Genomic DNA, 16,968 nt, shown 5'->3' with positions numbered 1-16,968 from the left:
ACGTAAATTAATATGAAAAAATGATCACTTTTAAAGGATGTATAACATGAAGATATTGCTAGCTCTTTTGATAACACTCTCTGCACTTCCAACTTTGGCGCAAGTTGAGCCTGTAGCGACTCCATTTACTTATATAAAGTTTGGTTCTCTCCTCGGAAGAGATTTTATTGAAGTTAGAAATCCTGATTATATTGATACATCTAAGGTTCACTACTTAGTTGAAGTAGAAGGAAGAACTGATAAAGAAATCCTAGCAGCGGCGAAAGCGCTTTATGGAAAAGATTATAAGTGTATGCTAGCGGAGCATTTCACAGAGGCCATGCATGCAATTGGAATTAATGTTACCGATAAAGTTGATATGCAACTCTACCTATTTAGCTGGGGTCATAAGACTTTTGATCTAGAAGATGTTCCTTCAACTGAAGATAATGTTTACGAAATTCAATTTAGTGATGAGCGCTACTGCGATTAATTACTTCTTCAAAGAAGAATATTGAATCTTTAGAGGCTGACTAATCCATCTCTTTGACTTTGATGCTCCGTAGAGTTCGTTGCAGTAGAGAGTTGGATTACCTCTTGGAAAATCTCCGATACCTTTTAGAAAATTCACACAAGTCTTAGCATAGTAATCGATATACTCAGGAAAGTTACTGGTGAAGAGGTTTATGATGGCCTCTCTCTTTTGCACGTCTGTACTTGAGAAAACTTCTCCTGGAAGAGGATCAATTTTCTTTAACTCTTTTAGAACATTCATTCTTCTGGCGTAATTATCTCCAACTTTTTCAACGAGCGCCCACGAGAGATTGAACGTATCCCCTTTGATTGGGTTGGTTAGAATATAGTAGGCGAGAAATGAATCTAGCTCTATTTGAGTAAGGGCTTCTTTACTAGAGAGAACTTTGTAAGAGAAACTTCTAAGGGTGAAACTCTTACTAAAGAGTAAGCTCTTTAAGTCTGGAAGAATTGAATTCCAACAAGTCGCCCCTAGATTGTCATCAATGAATTTCTTTACGTACTTCTTTTCTTCAACACTCGAAAGATTCTTTCGTAGGTGAGTGAGAATTGATTTCTTTACTTGAGGCTTTGGACAGTAGAATTCCTCGGAATTACTCTTGGCCACTTTCTGATAGAAGCTCCAGAATTCTTTCTCTTCTGTGAAAGTACTTAGCACATTGGCAAGAGACATGGCCAAGTCTGGATTTTGGTTACTAGCGTTCCAAAAATTTAGAAGATCATTCTTACAGCTCGCTTTATCTTCCCTCTTTTCAAAGCAATTCTCTAAGTAGAATTGAGCGAAGCGGTTTCTCTTCACTTGAAAGAATTCATCTTCTAAGAGCTCAGGCCAAAGTGCAGCAGCTTCTATAAGTTTAAAAGATTTCTTATTGAAAATTCTCTTTGTAAGCAGAAAGTCGAGTTGACCAACGGCCATGGTTTGGAGCATTTCCTTCCAATGTTTATTTCTTTCTGAAGGACGTATGTCGTGAGCATGGGCCAAGAATTCAGAAAAGTTCTTATTTACTTGTAACTGCTCTAAGTCTTGAATTGTATATTTTTCAACTCCGAAAACTTGAAGAGAGGAGATAAGAAAGAATAAAGAAAAAATGAACTTCTTGGTCATAAGATAATTGTAGACAGAAGCATTCGCCGAGTCAATTTTAGCAGTTAATTTTATCTAATAACTCTTGAAGATTTACTTTCTTATAAGGCTTCTTTAAATAATAGAAATTAGCATCACTCGAAGTGAGAGACTCTATTTCATCAAAGGCCGTCCCACTTGTGAGAATACAAGGGATTTCTTTGTTGGTTTCTCTCACTTGACTGATAAGACTTAGTCCTGAGAGTTCAGGCATTGTGTGGTCAGTAATGATCATTTTATAGTCGTCACTAGCATTCTTATAAGATTCAAGAGCAGCGATTGGATTAGAGAAGAGTTCTACTTCGTGACCCATGTCTTCTACAAAATCTCCTAAGAGATCGAGTAGGCCTTCTTCATCATCTAAAAGTAGAATTTTCTTAGTCATAGTCAATATCCAGTATTTATCTTTTAAGTGTAACCGAAATTAGGATGAAATAGGAATTTAATTCTAGAATTTTGCGTTGTGTCTATCTATCTTTTTTTAAGAAAGAGAACTAGTCGAGATTATCTAAATACGGTAAAGATAAGAGGTTAAAATTTTAAAATAATAGGTGATAAATGAACCCTGAAAACACTAAGCATTTCAAGGACTATCTAGTTCCTGAATTACTAACTTTTACACTAAACGATTGGAAAGTTATTTTTAATGCTGATTACCAAAAATCGCTCGTCGTTAATGGTGAATTAGATATATTAGTTGGCGAAATACTCGCTCCATTTACAAAGCTTCGTTTTGGAGACTTTAGACAACAGCTTATTTTAAAGAGTGCACCGTACCTCGTTGGCTTTTTCTATGAATCTAAGGAAATAAGAATTTATTCTCCGATGCTTAGTTACGAACTCTTCATTATTCCTGAGATGGAGAGAATTTCTGATTTGAAAGAGATAGATATTTTTAAGGAACATACAGAGATGGTGGCCTCTCTTTCTTCAAGAGACTTTCCTTCAATCTATCAACTTACAACAGAGAAGTATCAACTTCCTGAACTTTTAAATAACAAAGAATACGATGATGTCGAAGAGAGTTCATCTAAGATCATTGATGAACTTCTGGTTTACTTAAATAAGTACACGCCATCTCTCTTTGAGAGAGTTTCTGACTACGGGTTGGGATTAACTGCTCAATTTGCGCTGCTTAGAATTCACCTTTTAAAGTTTTTGGCCATTCTTCCTTCTCTTGATCACGACGAGAGAGGAGATGAAGTTAAGAGGATTCTTCTTGAGGCCCTTAGAAGACTTTTGGAAGACTCAAGGAAGGCAAAGCGTTTAGGGCTTAAAGGACAAAATAAAGCGCTACCTAGAAGCCTATTTGTTTGGGTAAATATTGCTTTCTTTATTTGTAAATTCTTTCCAGCAAAACTTCTTACAACTCTTGTAAGATTTAAAGTTCGTTTTATGGCGAAGAGATTTATTGCAGGAGAAACAATTGAGACCGCTCAAAATGCTCTTAGTACTCTCTTTAGTACGGGACGTGACGTAACTCTTGACCAACTTGGTGAACTCGTTGTCTCTGAAAAAGAGGCCGATCACTATTGTAATGAAGTGATTAAATTAATTAAAGGATTCTCACTTCACGTAAAAAAGGGTGAACTCAACGAAGCAGGGATTAATAGAGCGCATGTTTCGATTAAAGTTTCGGCCCTATGTTCTGACTTTAAACCTTACGCTTTTGATTACACTTACGATCATGTGGCCCCAAGGTTAAAGAAGATTCTCCTAGCGGCAAAAGAAGAGAATGTCTTTATCAATATAGATGCCGAACACTATGATTACAGAGATATTGTTTTTAAAGTGTACCGAAAAGTTCTCCTTGATACTGAAGAACTACACGATTACAAGTCTACTGGGATTGTTCTTCAAGCCTATCTAAGAGACGCGTACGTTCACCTTCAAGAAATTGTAGAACTTGCTAAAGAGCGTGGGATCATCATGCCTATCCGCTTAGTGAAAGGTGCTTACTGGGACGCTGAAACGGTCGAGGCCGACGCTCACTCTTTCGACGCACCAGAGTTTTTAAATAAAGAAGAGACAGACCTTCATTTTAGACAACTCATCATTAAGACTTTCGACTTTCATCCACATATTCAATTATGTTTAGCTTCACATAATTTTTCAGATCACGCTTTTGCAGAAGCCCTTAGAACTAAGTCTTATTCAAATATTCCAATTATTGAACACCAATGTCTTCACATGACTTATGAAGCTCTTTCAACGGCAATGGCAAAGATGAATTGGGTTGTAAGGAACTACGTTCCAATTGGAGCTTTAATTGTAGGAATGGCCTACTTAGTTAGAAGAATTATGGAGAACTCATCGCAAGTAGGAGTTCTAACTATTATGAGATCTCACAAGAAGAAGCTCTCTCTTGTAACTCCAAAAGAAATCCATAAGCAGAAAATTGCTGACGGCCATCTCGAAAGAGATAAGACCCAAACTCACTTATTGGGTGAGTTCGCCAATATTACTCCGGTTAGAATTTATCTCGATAAAGAACGCGAGTGGACTGAACAAGAACTTAAGAATTATGAAAGTAAATTAGGGCATTCGTATCAGAATGATTTCCTAAAAGAAGGTATGAAAAAGAGTATTCTTTCTTCATCAAATCCAAATATTAAAGTTGGAGATATTCTCTTTGCTGATGCAGCCGACGCCGCTAAGGCAGTAGCTATTTGCGATGAGAGTTATAACTCTGGAGATTGGGCCAATGTGGATTGGGCCTTTAGAGCAAGCACTCTACTAAGAGCTGCTAACCTAATGCTTGCCAGAAGAAATGAACTTTCGGCCCTCATTGTCTACGAAGCAGGGAAGGCAATCAATGAAGCACTTGCCGATGTCGATGAAGCGATAGATTTCTTAAATTTCTACGCAAGAGAAGAGGCCAGACTTCAATCTTTAAACGACCGACTTGAGTCTAGAGGAGTTGTTGCGGTTATCTCTCCATGGAATTTTCCTCTGGCAATTCCTTGTGGAATGGTTGTGAGCTCTCTCGTCGTTGGTAATACAGTTATTCTAAAGTCAGCAGAACAGACACCTCTTATCTCTCAGGAGCTTGTAGATATTCTTCATATGGCCGGAGTACCTAAAAGTGTTCTTATTCACTTACCAGGTCTTGGTGAAGTTGTTGGAGAGGCCCTCGTTACGAATGAGAGGGTTTCTACGATCGTTTTCACAGGATCAAAAGCCGTTGGAACAATGATTGCGAGCAAAGCACATACTAGAATTTATGAGAATAAACTTTCTAAAGCTTCTTACCCTGTTAAAGTTATTACAGAGATGGGTGGGAAGAATGCAGTTATTGTTACTGCAAATGCTGAACTAGATGAAACTGTTTCTGGAATTCTCTACTCTGCATTTGGGCATGCTGGACAAAAATGTTCAGCGGCTTCAAGAATCTTAGTTGATAATAGAGTAAAGCACCGTCTGATTGAAAGATTAGCAGAGGCCTGCGGAGATATTGAAGTTGGAGAGGCATTTAACTTTAAGACTTCTATTAACCCTGTCATTACGAAAGAAGACAAGGATAGGCTTATTTCTCAAGTCGCGGAAGCCGCAAAAGAGGCCAATGAATTTGGAGGAAAAGTTCATATCAATAGAAGTGCACAAGAGCTTCCGGGTTATTGTGTAGGGCCTACAATAATTGAACTTCCTCTTTCAAGAGCACTTAAGACCGAGAGTTTTGCAACGAGAGAACTCTTTGGACCTGTTCTTCATATTATTGGATTTAGCCATTTAGATCAGGCCTTAAAAATCTATAATGGAACAGACTACGCCCTTACAGGTGGAGTTTTCAGTCAATCACAAGATGATATTGATTACCTGACCGCCCGTATGGAGTCTGGAAATATTTATGTAAATAGAAGTATCACTGGAGCCCGAGTCGCTATTGAGCCCTTTGGTGGATTTAAGCTCTCTGGAACTGGGCCAAATGCTGGGAGTAGATCTTACTTAAGTTATCTTCACCGAAATCCTGAAAGAGATTTCTCTTCAAGTAATTCTAAAGTTGAAGAGGGAAGCGAGTATGAATTTGAACTAGCTAGACCTAGTGGACTCAGTGGTGAAGGGCGTGTTCAGCGTATGGATAAAGTTGTCTCCCACGTGGTTAGACACTTTGAGCATCTCTTTAATGGAATTAGGAGTGAAGAGAAACAAGTTCTCAGCACTTTTCACAAATGGTTAAATGTAAATTATGAGAGTTTCTTAAGCCGAGAGCATTGGAATAGAAGAATTCCTGGTCAACTTAGTTACTGCGATTACTCTCAGGGCTCACACAAAGCTGTTGTTACTTCTTTTAAGACTCAACCAGATTTTGAAATTGTCTTTGAAGTAATACTTGCTCTTGTTTCTGGTTGTGGTCTTACTGTTAACGCTAGAAACAATGCCTCTTATGATTGGTGGATGGGATTTAGGGATATCCTTGTTGAATACGGTATTTCTAAAGAGAACTTTGATGTCTACTTTGTAACTGAGGGACGACTTAAGAAAACTTTAGGCGAAGCAGACTTAAAACATATCTTAGTTGATGGTAGTATTGAAGACTTAAAACGTGTTAGCGTTTGGAGTTATGAGAATTATCAAGAGCATAAAGAGATGAGAAATATTATTTCTAAGTACGATATGTCAGACATAAATGACTTTAAGAGAATTTGTAGACAGTATGTTAATATAAGATCTTTCGCTGTTAATACAATGAGACATGGAGCTCCAATGGATGTAGTCCTTTGAAGAATTTACTAAGTTTTGGTTGCGGAAATATGGCGCAAGCGATTATTGAGGGAATGTATAAAGAGAAAGCAGAACTTAGCTACACTCTCTATACACCTTCTAATACTCGCGCAATTGCTCTGGCAAAGAATGTTTCAGGTACTCACTTAGAATCTTTAGAGAAAATACCTGCTAGTGATTTCTATATGATCTCTTGTAAGCCACAGCAACTAAGTGATCTCGCAAAAGAAATAAAGGGAAAGTTAAATCCTGATGCGGTGGTGATCTCAATCTTAGCGGGAACAACAACTGATACTCTCAAGTCTCTACTTGGAGTAGAGAAAGTTCTTCGAGTCATGCCAAATACTCCTTCTCTCGTAGGAGCTGGAGTGAATGCTTTCTATTTTTCGGCGGCAGTGTCAAAGGAAGAGAGGGAGTTTCTTACAAGGACCTTTGAGAGTTTTTCCAAAGTCTTTACTTTTGAAGCTGAGAAGGAAATCGATATTATTACTGGTTTTAGTGGATCAGGCCCAGCCTATATTTTTGAATTCTCTAGGATCTTAGTTGAAAAAATGATTTCGATGGGAATTGAAAGAGAAATTGCAACAGAGATGATTAAGTGGACTTTCTACGGCTCTAGTAAACTTCAGCTTGAGAGTCCTGATAGTAGCGAAGAACTTAGAAATAAGGTCACAAGTAAGAAGGGAGTCACTTTTGAAGCTCTTGAGGTTTTCAAAGGGGCCGGTTTTGAGAAAATAGTAGATCAGGCCCTAGATGCCGCCTATAATAGATCTGTAGAATTATCGAAATAAATTTAACATTAGGAAATAGATGAGTACTTTAACAAAGAATATTTTAAATAGAATTCCTTCTCAGTATAGAGACACTGCAATGATTCGCATCTTTGGACTTATGAAAATTCCACTTTTATTCTGGATAAGACCCTCTGTTATTGAAATGAATGATAAGAGATGTGTGGTGAAGATACCACTCTCAAGAAGAACTAAGAATCACCTAAACTCTATGTACTTTGGAGTCTTGGCCGCTGGAGCTGATTGCGCTGGCGGATTAGCGGCGATGAAGCAAATTGAAAACTCTGGAAAGAAAGTCTCTTTGTCCTTTAAAGAATTTGAAGCGAAGTTCTTCAAAAGAGCAGAGGGTGATACTCACTTTATCTGCGAGCAAGGTGAAGAGATAAGTGCCTTTGTTCAAAAAGTTATTGCAAGTGATGAGAGACATCATATGCCTGTAAAAATAATTGCTAAATGCCCTGACAAGTTAGGGGATGAAGTGGTTGCAGAATTCTCATTACTGTTATCTTTAAAGAAGAAATAGTAGCGTCTCTAGTAGCCGCTACCTTTTTCACCATTCATTATTTTAACTCCGGAGCTTGTTCCAAGACGACTAGCTCCAGCTTCAACCATCGCTATTGCAGTCTCTAGATCTCTAATCCCACCAGAGGCCTTTACTAAGACAGACTTAGAAATAGAGTTCTTCATTAATTGAACGTGCTCTAAAGTCGCACCACCATCTGAAAACCCTGTTGAAGTTTTTACAAACTTGGCACCGGCCTTCTCACTTAATTCACAAGCAGTCTTTATTTGATCGTCAGTTAGAAGACAAGTTTCAAAGATCACTTTTACTGGAGTTTCACCAGAGGCCTTAACAACGGCGCTAATATCTTCTTCAGCAAGAGTGGTATTTCCATCTATGAGCGCCCCAATATTTAAAACCATATCAATTTCAGTGGCTCCCTGTTTGATGGCCTCACTTGCTTCAAAGGCCTTCACTTTCGCTAGACCTGCTCCTAGGGGGAAACCGATGACCGTACAAATTCCAGTGTTCGAACCTTTTAACTCCTTTGCTGCAAGTTCAACCCATGTTGGATTTAAGCAAACTGTTGCAAAGTTATAGTTTCTTGCTTCTTGGCAGAGGTCTAAGATTTGCTGCTTTGTGGCATTAGGCTTTAGTAGTGTATGATCAATATATCGGTTTATTTCTTTCATAGGGTTCTCCTCGTTTATAAAGTACTAGAGAATAGAAAAACTTGCAATTGTCTAAGTGCACCTTCCTTTGCTAGCCTTAGGTCTATGAAATCTTTTAAGTGGTACTTCCACCCGATATTTATTTTTACATTCTCTCTGGTGGCCTTGATTACTTCACTCTTTGTCTATATTCGTTCTTATTTAAGAGTGAGTGATAGTATTAGGCTATTTGTAGAAAAGAATAAAATGGATGCCTCTCAATTTTTAGAGACTGACACTTGGATTACTGTTCTTATTATTTCAATTCTAGTTGCAATTATTCTCGCGGGAACTATTATCATTTTTGTCTATTATCAAAAAATTATTCAACTCTATAGAATGCAGCAAAATTTCATTAATGGTTTTACCCACGAGTTAAAAACTCCTGTGGCCTCGATTAGACTCTTTCTAGATACGTTTAAAAAACATGAACTCTCTAGAGAGGATCAGCTCAAATATATCGATTTTATGATTAGAGATGCTGACCGCTTATCAGTTAATGTCGGACAAATTTTAAACCTTGGAAAAATAGAAGAAAGAAGCTTTCAATTAAATGATACCAAAGTTGATCTCTACTCATTTACTAATGAATTCTTAGATCGAAATCCACATTTATTTGAAAGCACAAAGATTGAAGTCAGAAAAATAGATCATGTAGAATATATGACGAACTTAGATAGTGCTCTAATGGAAATGGTTTTGATGAATATTATTACCAATGCAATTAGATATAATGACTCTAATCGCCCTTCCATTCAAATTGAGTTTCGCTCTCTTGGCAAGAAGGCCTCAATCTCTTTTATAGACAATGGAATGGGAATAAAGAAGAACGAGCAGAGAAATGTGTTTAAGAAATTTTATCAAATAGGGAAGACTTCAAAAGGTAGTGGACTTGGTCTCTATCTCTCTAGTCAAATTCTCAAAATTCATAAGGGAAGTATTTCTGTTGATAGTCAGGGATCAGGACTTGGTTCAACATTTACTATTATTCTTCCAAGAGAAGTGTCATGAAAAAGAAAGTTTTAATAGCAGAGGATGAGAAGCATTTAGCGGAAGGTTTAAAACTCAACCTTACTCTACAGGGTTACGACGTTGAACATGCAGAAAATGGAATTGAAGCTCTTCAAAAGTGGAGAGAGTGGCAACCTGATTTAATTCTCTTAGATATTATGATGCCCGGTCTTGATGGAATGAGTGTTCTTGAAGAAATTCGAAAAGACGATCAGAAAATTCCAATTCTCATTCTGTCTGCTAAAGATGGAACTAGAGATAAGGTGAAGGCGTTAAATAAGGGAGTCGATGATTACCTTGCAAAACCATTTGATTTAGAAGAATTACTCCTTCGGGTTGAAAGACTTTTAATAAGATCTGATTGGAATGAGAGAGAAGAGAAAACCGAAGGAAAAGTAGAAGCGTTTGAAGGGGATAGTTACTCTTTTTCAAATACAGTAATTGATTTTATAAAGCTGCAAGCAACTACTGATGGGAAGTCTGTTCAATTAACTGAGCAGGAGGTGAAGCTCTTACAGGTCTTTATTTCTAATAAGGGGATTCCTCTTTCTAGAAAGGAGCTACTTGAAAGCGCTTGGGGCTATGACGGAGAAACTTCAACGCGTACAGTGGATAACTTCATCGTAAGGTTTCGCAAGTACTTTGAAAAAGACCCAAAGAATCCTGTTATATTTAAGTCACTTAGGTCCGTTGGCTATATTTTTGAGCCATAGTCTTTTCATTGTGCAAAGCGACTTTTTTAGTCATTGCACGAGTGAAATTGGCCTAGTAAACTTGTGCGCCAATTACATATAAATAAATCAATCAAAGGAATAAATATGAATTTACTACAAGGAAAGAAGGCCCTGATTCTAGGTGTGGCCAATGAGAGATCTATTGCTTGGGGAATTGCTAGAGCACTAAAGGCCCAAGGTGCAGACATTGGAATGACTTACCTTAACGACGCTCTTAAGAAGAGAGTTGAGCCACTTGCTGAAGAGATTGGATCTGATTTCTTAGCTGAACTCGATGTTACTCAAGACGCTCACTACGAACAACTTAGAAAAACTGTTGAAGAGAAGTGGGGAAAATTTGATATTCTTATTCACTCTCTAGCATTTGCCGATAAAGAAGATTTAAAGAAGAGATTCACTGATACTTCACGTGAAGGTTTTAAAATGGCCTGTGATATCTCTGCTTTCTCACTAATTGGTCTATGCCATAGCTTAAAGCCAATTATGAATGAAGGTGCTTCAGTTGTTGCTCTTACTTATCACGGTTCTGTAAAAGTACTTAACGGTTATAATGTTATGGGTGTAGCTAAAGCAGCTCTCGAATCAAGTGTAAGGTACCTTGCCGATGACCTTGGTCCAGATGGAATTAGAGTGAATTCAATATCTGCGGGACCAATTAGAACTCTGGCCGCTAGTGGCGTTCCAGGTCTAAAAGGTTTTTTAAAAGACGTTGAAGAAAAAGCTCCTCTTAGAAAGAATGTTACAACAGAAGATGTTGGTGGAGCCGCTGTATTCTTGTCTAGTTCACTCGGGAATGGCGTGACTGGTGAAATCCTCTATGTAGATAGTGGATTGAACATCATGGGTGCGTAAAAAAATCATTTATTCTCGGCCATTTCTTTGGCCGAGATTCTAAAGTTTCTCTATATAATTTCCGATAGTTAACCATGGCAAAAGCAAAGTCTCTTGGTGGTTTCACTGAACGAGCAGAGAAGAAAAGTTATGACTTCACAAAGGCACTAGTTCTTAGATTAGCGCAGGGTCTCTTACTCTTTAAAAGAAGAAAAGGTGAGGTGATCGCAGGAGCCTCCACATTCTTTACACTTCTTAGTTTTGCTCCACTAATTCTTCTCTTCATTAATATTATAGGACTTCTCATCTCTGATAATGCGCAGGCGAGAGACTATGTGATGAATGTTGTCTTACAATCGTTTCCAAAAGTTGACTCCTGGATTTATACAGGAATTGAAAACGTTATAAACTCACAGCTTCATGATAGTGGAATTGGGATTTTGGAAATCTCTTTTCTTATTTTTGCTTCAATGGGTATTTCAACTTCAATTGTTTTTGGAATAAATATTCTCTCTAAAGTCGATCCCGATGGAGGACTTCTAGGGGATGATCTACGCTCTTTTATAGCAGGTGTTGGAATTACTATTTATATTGTCCTACTTGTGTGCGTAGGACAGAAAGGGCCGATCCAAGAGATTCTTCATAGCTTTTCCTGGGGAGGAAGTTTTGTTATTCTCTTTGATAATAGTTTGATCAGCTCAGTTCTCTCTCTTATTTTCTTTAGCCTATTCTATAAGTTTTGCCCAACGATAAAAGTAACAACTAGAGATGCTTTCCATGGTGGTGCGACTTTTGTCCTATGCTTTCTACTTGGAAGAAGTTCTTATTGGGTCTACGTTAAATACTTTAAAGATGATCTTATTGCAGATTATGGTCAATTTACAAATTTCATGATTGCTCTTATTTGGATCTACTTTCTCATGTGCTGCTTCTTCTATGGAGCAAGTGTAGCCTATTCAAGTAAAGAGAAAATCATTCCACCTAAAATTAAAGCACGATTAAAAGCAAAATTTAAAACTAGCTCTAAAGCTAAGAAGAAAAGGTAAGTATGGAAATTCTATCGAAGTCATTTTTTACTTATATAGACCTGGCAATGGATCACTTTAAAATGTACTTTGAAGTGAGGGAGAAATATTTAATTTGGCTCTCGGAATCTTTTGAATTATCTGATGAAGATATTAAGAAGTGGTCTAAAGTGGGTAAAGGAATTGATTACTACACCTTTAAACACTGGATCGCAAAAGATAATAGGTTTGTCACCTCAAAGAAGAAGTGGCCAGCTAGAAATTTTGAAATGGTTTCTCACTACCATAGTGTAGAAAGTGTTCTGGAACAAATTTCTAATAATTCATATGAAGACAAGCTGCACTTCTACCAAGCACTCTCTTTGTTAGCTCTTGTTGATAAGAAGTATATTTTAAAGAGAATTGAATTCTTAAATTGGACGGCGCTTGCGCTAGAACTCGATCGTAGTGACTGCGATGTTATTAGAGAGCACGTCATTGAGGAATTTGATTTATCTTTTGAAGTGAAGAATTTACTTGAACATGAGAAAGAAGATATTTTTCTGTGCGGTGTTAAGATGGCACATTTATCAGGAGAGATTATCGATAAGATTGAAGTAGATTTTCTCTTTAATTTAGAGTCTAAGCTAGGCTTAAAGTCTAGTCGGGAAGAATTAAAGTATTTCACTTATTATTTAAGAGGAGAGTTTTCTGAAAATGAGTATCACTCAAAATTAACACTACATAAAGTTGGTGCGATACTTTTAAATATTATAGGAAGCGATGAGTTTGTTGATAAGAGAGAAAGTCGGTGGTTTAAAACACAACTTAGAAATCTAGATAACGAACTTCTTGCTGGAATGCTCTCTAATAGCTCTACGTCACTAATTGACGGGTTAAGTAATTCAGAGAAAATGCTCTGCTATATATTAGGTTTAGAAGTTTCTCTAAGAGATAAGGCCATTCATAAGAATGAAGAGTTTTGGTTAGATTATATTTACGACTCTATCGAAAGAGACTTCAAGCTAGATAATGACTTGGCCTTCATTTTCTTTGAAGTTATAAATAATAATATTGAACTTGTTCCGGGAACATGGAATTTCTTTAACCGTATACTATCATTTCTTAAAGTTGATGGAATAAGAACTTGTGCTAGATGGAATTTCTTAAATGAAATTTCTCAAAGAGAGCTACATTTTAATAAGGTCTCTAGTCTCCTCTTTAGAGAGATTTATATTTTTACGGAAGAAGATAAGGCGAGGGAGCTCATTAACCTCTCTTTCTCTTTGCTGTCTGGGCCGCGAGTGGGTGAGCTCTCTAAGAAATTCAATCAAAGAGTGAGCTCCATTGTTACCTCTGAAGTCGAAGGGCTTTACGGGGAGATGCTTATCTGTGAGATTCTAAAAATATCCCTCTTGGACCATCATATTGAATCACTAGAGGAAGAGTTTTTAAGAGAAATTCAATACCGCTTTAAAATAAATGACACGCAGTTGCACAAGGTGGTTTTCTTAACAGCATTTCTAATTGGTCGAAAAATAGAGCTTTCTCCTCGGGTTAATTACCGCTTTCTTTGACTTTTAGTAAGGTATTTGGTCTCATATAACTATAATTTATTTTAGGAGTTTATATGAAGAGATTAGTACTTTTAGCATTATTAGGTCTAGGTTTATCACTATCTATTTCAGCAAATAATAGCGAGAACAAATCTTACGTTGCGTATTGTTCAAACTATACTTTTGGTAACCAAGCCGTTAGTTATGCATTTTCAAGTTGTGTAAATAGTAACTTTAACTCTCTTGGTAGAGAATTTGAAAACCCAGTTTACACGTCTTATTGTTCAAATTTTGGAAATACAGTTGATTACTCATTTGTAAGCTGTATTAATCGTAATTTCTCTACGATGGCGAGAGAGTTAAATAGATCGATCTATCTTCAGCATTGCTCAAACTTTAATACTAACGAATTAGATTATAGTTTTATCAGCTGTGCTAATAACAATTTTAGAAAAATTCAATTTGAATTAGATAATCAGTAGAATTACTTTTTATGAGAGGGAGATTAGATATCTCCCTCATTTAGAATTCTCTTTTTTAGTGCTCTATCAATATCTAAGAACGTCTTTTCTTTATTTGCAATAAATTCTTCTAAGACATATTTATCTTTAACGATATAGCGAATGCATGAGTAGTAATTATTCAGAACTTTAGTAACTGAACACTTAACATCTATAAAACCTGGTAATCTCTTGGTTTCACTCGTGTAAGTATCAAGCCATAATTTATAAGCTTCCCTGTCTGTGTCAGTAATGTCTACTGTGACTTCATATTCAATCATGAAGACCTCCTACTTGTTAATTATATCTATAAATCCTTGATATTTACTACTATGTTGTAAAATGTACTAGATCTCAAGGTCTTACTTACTAAATTGTCGTTAAATTGATAGTTTACGTCAAAACTTACAAAGGAAAACTATCATGAAAAAGATCATACTTATCCCAATTCTATTACTTCTATCAGTGTCGGCCATGGCCCTTGAATGTACAGGAGAGAGAAGAGAGATTATTGGTCATGATGTTCATGTTGTTAAAGAGAAGCTCATAGACCAGAACTATCCAACGGTAACAAAATTAGAATTAGACATAGACGACGCTTATTTCTCGGCGCAAGTCGAAGGAGATGATGTCCTTGCGATTATCTCTCTAGGTCCAGATTATACAAATGGAAACTTGTCGAGATCTAGTTTTAATAGTTATGGAACTCTTAAGCTTTCTTATGTAAGTCCAACAAAAACTCTTATCTTAGAGTGTAAGAAATAGGAATCTCCACCATGAAGTCACTTTCTAAGCTCATTACTCTTCATTTTCTATTCCTATTGACTGGGTCAGTATGGGCAGGAATATTTCCAACTATCGATCTACCTTTTGGCGAGAAGCTCGTGTCAGAGCTTTGCTTTGATAGCGGATATATAAGAGAGAAGAATTTTACTAATCAGAAAAATATTAAGCCAATTCTTCAGAAAACAATACTTAAGTTTGTTGATGGTAGTGAGTATATTAAGAATGATTTTTTGGCCAATGAGTATCCTTATTATAACCCTAGAACTCAAAGGTTTGAGAAAGAGACTCTGGGAGAGTGTACGGAGCAATTAGTTGAGAAAGGTTTTGAAGTTGAGCACATAACTAGAGAGGCCTCAATTCCTGAGTCTATTTTCTACGGTAATTTAAAAAATTATGGAGTCAACGACACTGCCATGGAAACATGGAAGAAGTGGGGAAGTTTTAATAGATATATTAAATACGCAGCAGAAAATGACAGAGTTAAACTTGTTCCAGATTTCTCTAGTCTTTCTGAGCAATCCCAGCTTAATAATTTTATTGCATGGAGAGATCTTTCAGGAAAAGTTCTAGGTGGGGAACAAAGTGGCGGCGGTGGTGCAGGTAGAGTCAGAGTTAATATGAATATGACGGCCAGCGAAGTTACTAGAATTAATCAGAGTCCTAATTATTTAGAGAGACTCTTTGGAACAACAACTTTCTTCGATAGTGTTATCTACGATAATAAGAAAGTTCCAAGAGGACGTATCTTTGTAACGGTACCGAAGAAGTAATGACTTATCTTCAAGAACTATCCTCTATTTTGAATAATTACTTAGATGAGAAATCTCATCTAAGTTTAAATTCGCTTTCAAAAAATATGGACGTTCCTGAGACGAGTCTTCGTAGAATTAAGAAACTTGAATTAAAAAGAATGCCTAAGAACGATACAGTTCTAAAAGTCCTTTCCTATGTTTATAAAACAGAGGATCTCTATACCCTTAGAGCAAAACTTAACCCGTTAGGGCTTGGGAACTATTTAACAGAGGAATTCTTACTTTCTGATAGCTGTTCTAAGTTAGATGTAAAACTTATTGATGACTCCGTGAGAGATCAAACAAGTTATCTGGTCTTTAAACTCGCTTCTAATTCTTGTGGAACTTCCAAGGAGGAGATTATAAGACTCTTTGGGAAAACGGGAGAGGATGCTCTCTCTAACTTGATTCGTGATGAACTTGTTACCTGCTCTGAAGGTGCTGTTAAATCTACAATAGATACATTTAAAGTTTCGCATGAATACTTTATTAGAAACTTTAAAGCAGTAAGTAACTTTATAAAAGTTGAATCTCAAGAAGAAACACCAAATCTCTACTATAATCTCTCTGAATCTGTGAATGCTCAAGCTGCTACAAAAATTCATAGAATTCAGCAGAAGGCCTTAAGAGAAATTGCAAATTTATTGAATTCAAATGAGAGTAGAGGAGATATCCCCCTCTTCGTTCTTAGCGCTATTGATACTTTAAAATAAGAAAAGGCCATACTTTCATATGGCCTTTAAACACACACACTATAAAAATTAGAGATAAACTCTAAAGTAATTTATTAGTTACAAGCAGGAATTGTGTGAGTATAAGACTCAAGAACTTCGTCAATTACTCTTGTTTCATTGTTCATTCCACCTCTAGTATTCCATCTAACTTTTTGAACAGTATAAGAAAGTGGTCTTTGCTCTGAAGAATGTCCAATTCTGATACACCCATACTCACCATCTTCTCTTCCGTACTCAGCACAGAATGAAGTTCTTTTGCTTTCTGATGCAAATAAGTGAAGGCTTCCAGTTCTTAGACAACCGTTACTTGCTTCTCTATATTCAAAAGCATTTCTGAAGTTTCTTGAGTAAGTAACACACTTGTTAGTTGCTTTCTTAATTGTCTTGAAGCTTCCATCTGCTGTTTGACAAATATTTGTCACTTTAACACTTTCAAATTCAAAACCATTTTCCATTAACATCGTTGGTACATTCATTCCTACATATTTGTGAGCAAATGATGAGAAAGAAAGAACTGCTAAGATAAGAATTGATAATTTTTTCATTTTAAATCTCCTCGATTTAGTTGTTGTTAAAAATGTTTTGTAGGGATGTTCTAAAGTTCGAGGATCTAATTAGCAATACTAAAAACTTCTCGATAGTTTTTACTTCGTCGTGATT

18 protein-coding genes are annotated in these 16,968 nt (G+C 36.6%); 13 read left to right on the top strand and 5 right to left on the bottom strand.

Annotated elements, in window-relative coordinates; genetic code table 11:
* Positions 1-46 precede the first annotated feature (46 nt).
* Positions 47-472, top strand: a complete 426-nt coding sequence (locus CES88_RS04610; RefSeq protein ID WP_290731614.1) for a hypothetical protein — start codon at positions 47-49, stop codon at positions 470-472.
* On the opposite strand, the gene CES88_RS04605 is transcribed toward CES88_RS04610, so the two are convergent.
* Together CES88_RS04605 and CES88_RS04600 are read right to left on the bottom strand one after the other, a co-directional pair.
* Entirely contained in the window at positions 473-1,618 is a 1,146-nt protein-coding gene (locus CES88_RS04605) for a hypothetical protein (protein ID WP_290731611.1), read from the bottom strand.
* A 37-nt stretch (positions 1,619-1,655) separates the two neighbouring features.
* A complete protein-coding gene (locus CES88_RS04600) occupies positions 1,656-2,021 on the bottom strand; it encodes a response regulator (protein ID WP_290731608.1) in 366 nt (121 codons plus the stop codon).
* Positions 2,022-2,194: 173 nt separating this feature from the next.
* Here CES88_RS04600 and CES88_RS04595 point away from each other — a divergent pair, with 173 nt between their 5' ends.
* The 3 genes from CES88_RS04595 (at position 2,195) to CES88_RS04585 (ending at position 7,672) form a co-directional block, all read left to right on the top strand.
* Positions 2,195-6,358 (top strand): proline dehydrogenase family protein, encoded by a 4,164-nt coding sequence (locus tag CES88_RS04595; protein WP_290731606.1) that lies wholly within the window; start codon positions 2,195-2,197, stop codon positions 6,356-6,358.
* Positions 6,355-7,149 carry a pyrroline-5-carboxylate reductase gene (gene proC, locus CES88_RS04590; protein ID WP_290731603.1) on the top strand — a complete coding sequence of 265 codons (795 nt, stop codon included), beginning with the start codon at positions 6,355-6,357 and terminating at the stop codon, positions 7,147-7,149. Before CES88_RS04595 ends, proC begins: the two co-directional genes overlap by 4 nt.
* Before the next feature lie 79 nt (positions 7,150-7,228).
* Entirely contained in the window at positions 7,229-7,672 is a 444-nt protein-coding gene (locus CES88_RS04585) for a DUF4442 domain-containing protein (protein ID WP_365992779.1), read from the top strand.
* A gap of 8 nt (positions 7,673-7,680) precedes the next feature.
* Here CES88_RS04585 and deoC read toward each other — a convergent pair whose 3' ends face one another.
* Entirely contained in the window at positions 7,681-8,343 is a 663-nt protein-coding gene (deoC, locus tag CES88_RS04580) for a deoxyribose-phosphate aldolase (protein WP_290731597.1), read from the bottom strand.
* Between the two features lie 84 nt (positions 8,344-8,427).
* Here deoC and CES88_RS04575 point away from each other — a divergent pair, with 84 nt between their 5' ends.
* The 6 genes from CES88_RS04575 (at position 8,428) to CES88_RS04550 (ending at position 13,979) form a co-directional block, all read left to right on the top strand.
* A complete protein-coding gene (locus tag CES88_RS04575; protein WP_290731595.1) occupies positions 8,428-9,372 on the top strand; it encodes a HAMP domain-containing sensor histidine kinase in 945 nt (314 codons plus the stop codon).
* On the top strand, positions 9,369-10,085 hold the full coding sequence (locus CES88_RS04570; protein WP_290731592.1) for a response regulator transcription factor: 717 nt from the start codon (positions 9,369-9,371) through the stop codon (positions 10,083-10,085). The genes CES88_RS04575 and CES88_RS04570 overlap by 4 nt, the downstream gene beginning before the upstream one ends.
* A 105-nt stretch (positions 10,086-10,190) precedes the next feature.
* Entirely contained in the window at positions 10,191-10,958 is a 768-nt protein-coding gene (locus tag CES88_RS04565; RefSeq protein ID WP_290731589.1) for an enoyl-ACP reductase, read from the top strand.
* A gap of 74 nt (positions 10,959-11,032) precedes the next feature.
* Entirely contained in the window at positions 11,033-11,983 is a 951-nt protein-coding gene (locus tag CES88_RS04560) for a YihY/virulence factor BrkB family protein (RefSeq protein ID WP_290731586.1), read from the top strand.
* 2 nt (positions 11,984-11,985) lie between these two features.
* Positions 11,986-13,518, top strand: coding sequence for a hypothetical protein (locus CES88_RS04555; protein ID WP_290731583.1), 1,533 nt, complete (start codon positions 11,986-11,988; stop codon positions 13,516-13,518).
* Between the two features lie 53 nt (positions 13,519-13,571).
* Positions 13,572-13,979, top strand: a complete 408-nt coding sequence (locus CES88_RS04550; protein ID WP_290731580.1) for a hypothetical protein — start codon at positions 13,572-13,574, stop codon at positions 13,977-13,979.
* A 23-nt stretch (positions 13,980-14,002) separates the two neighbouring features.
* Here the strand turns inward: CES88_RS04550 and CES88_RS04545 are convergent, their stop codons facing one another.
* Entirely contained in the window at positions 14,003-14,278 is a 276-nt protein-coding gene (locus tag CES88_RS04545; RefSeq protein ID WP_290731577.1) for a hypothetical protein, read from the bottom strand.
* A 142-nt stretch (positions 14,279-14,420) separates the two neighbouring features.
* On the opposite strand from CES88_RS04545, the gene CES88_RS04540 reads away from it, so the two are divergent.
* Genes CES88_RS04540 through CES88_RS04530 form a run of 3 tightly spaced genes read left to right on the top strand, consistent with a single transcriptional unit; the run spans position 14,421 to position 16,287 of the window.
* Positions 14,421-14,762: a hypothetical protein gene (locus tag CES88_RS04540; RefSeq protein ID WP_290731574.1), complete on the top strand. Its 342-nt coding sequence runs from the start codon at positions 14,421-14,423 to the stop codon at positions 14,760-14,762.
* 11 nt (positions 14,763-14,773) lie between these two features.
* Positions 14,774-15,553 (top strand): hypothetical protein, encoded by a 780-nt coding sequence (locus tag CES88_RS04535; protein WP_290731572.1) that lies wholly within the window; start codon positions 14,774-14,776, stop codon positions 15,551-15,553.
* The gene (locus CES88_RS04530; protein ID WP_290731569.1) at positions 15,553-16,287 is read left to right on the top strand and encodes a hypothetical protein; all 735 of its coding nucleotides are present in this window, start codon (positions 15,553-15,555) and stop codon (positions 16,285-16,287) included. The genes CES88_RS04535 and CES88_RS04530 overlap by 1 nt, the downstream gene beginning before the upstream one ends.
* A gap of 74 nt (positions 16,288-16,361) precedes the next feature.
* On the opposite strand, the gene CES88_RS04525 is transcribed toward CES88_RS04530, so the two are convergent.
* Positions 16,362-16,853, bottom strand: a complete 492-nt coding sequence (locus tag CES88_RS04525) for a hypothetical protein (protein WP_290731566.1) — start codon at positions 16,851-16,853, stop codon at positions 16,362-16,364.
* Positions 16,854-16,968 lie beyond the last annotated feature (115 nt).

The organism is Halobacteriovorax sp. JY17, assembly GCF_002753895.1.
Taxonomy (GTDB): domain Bacteria; phylum Bdellovibrionota; class Bacteriovoracia; order Bacteriovoracales; family Bacteriovoracaceae; genus Halobacteriovorax.
This window is presented reverse-complemented; position numbering and strand designations above follow the sequence as displayed.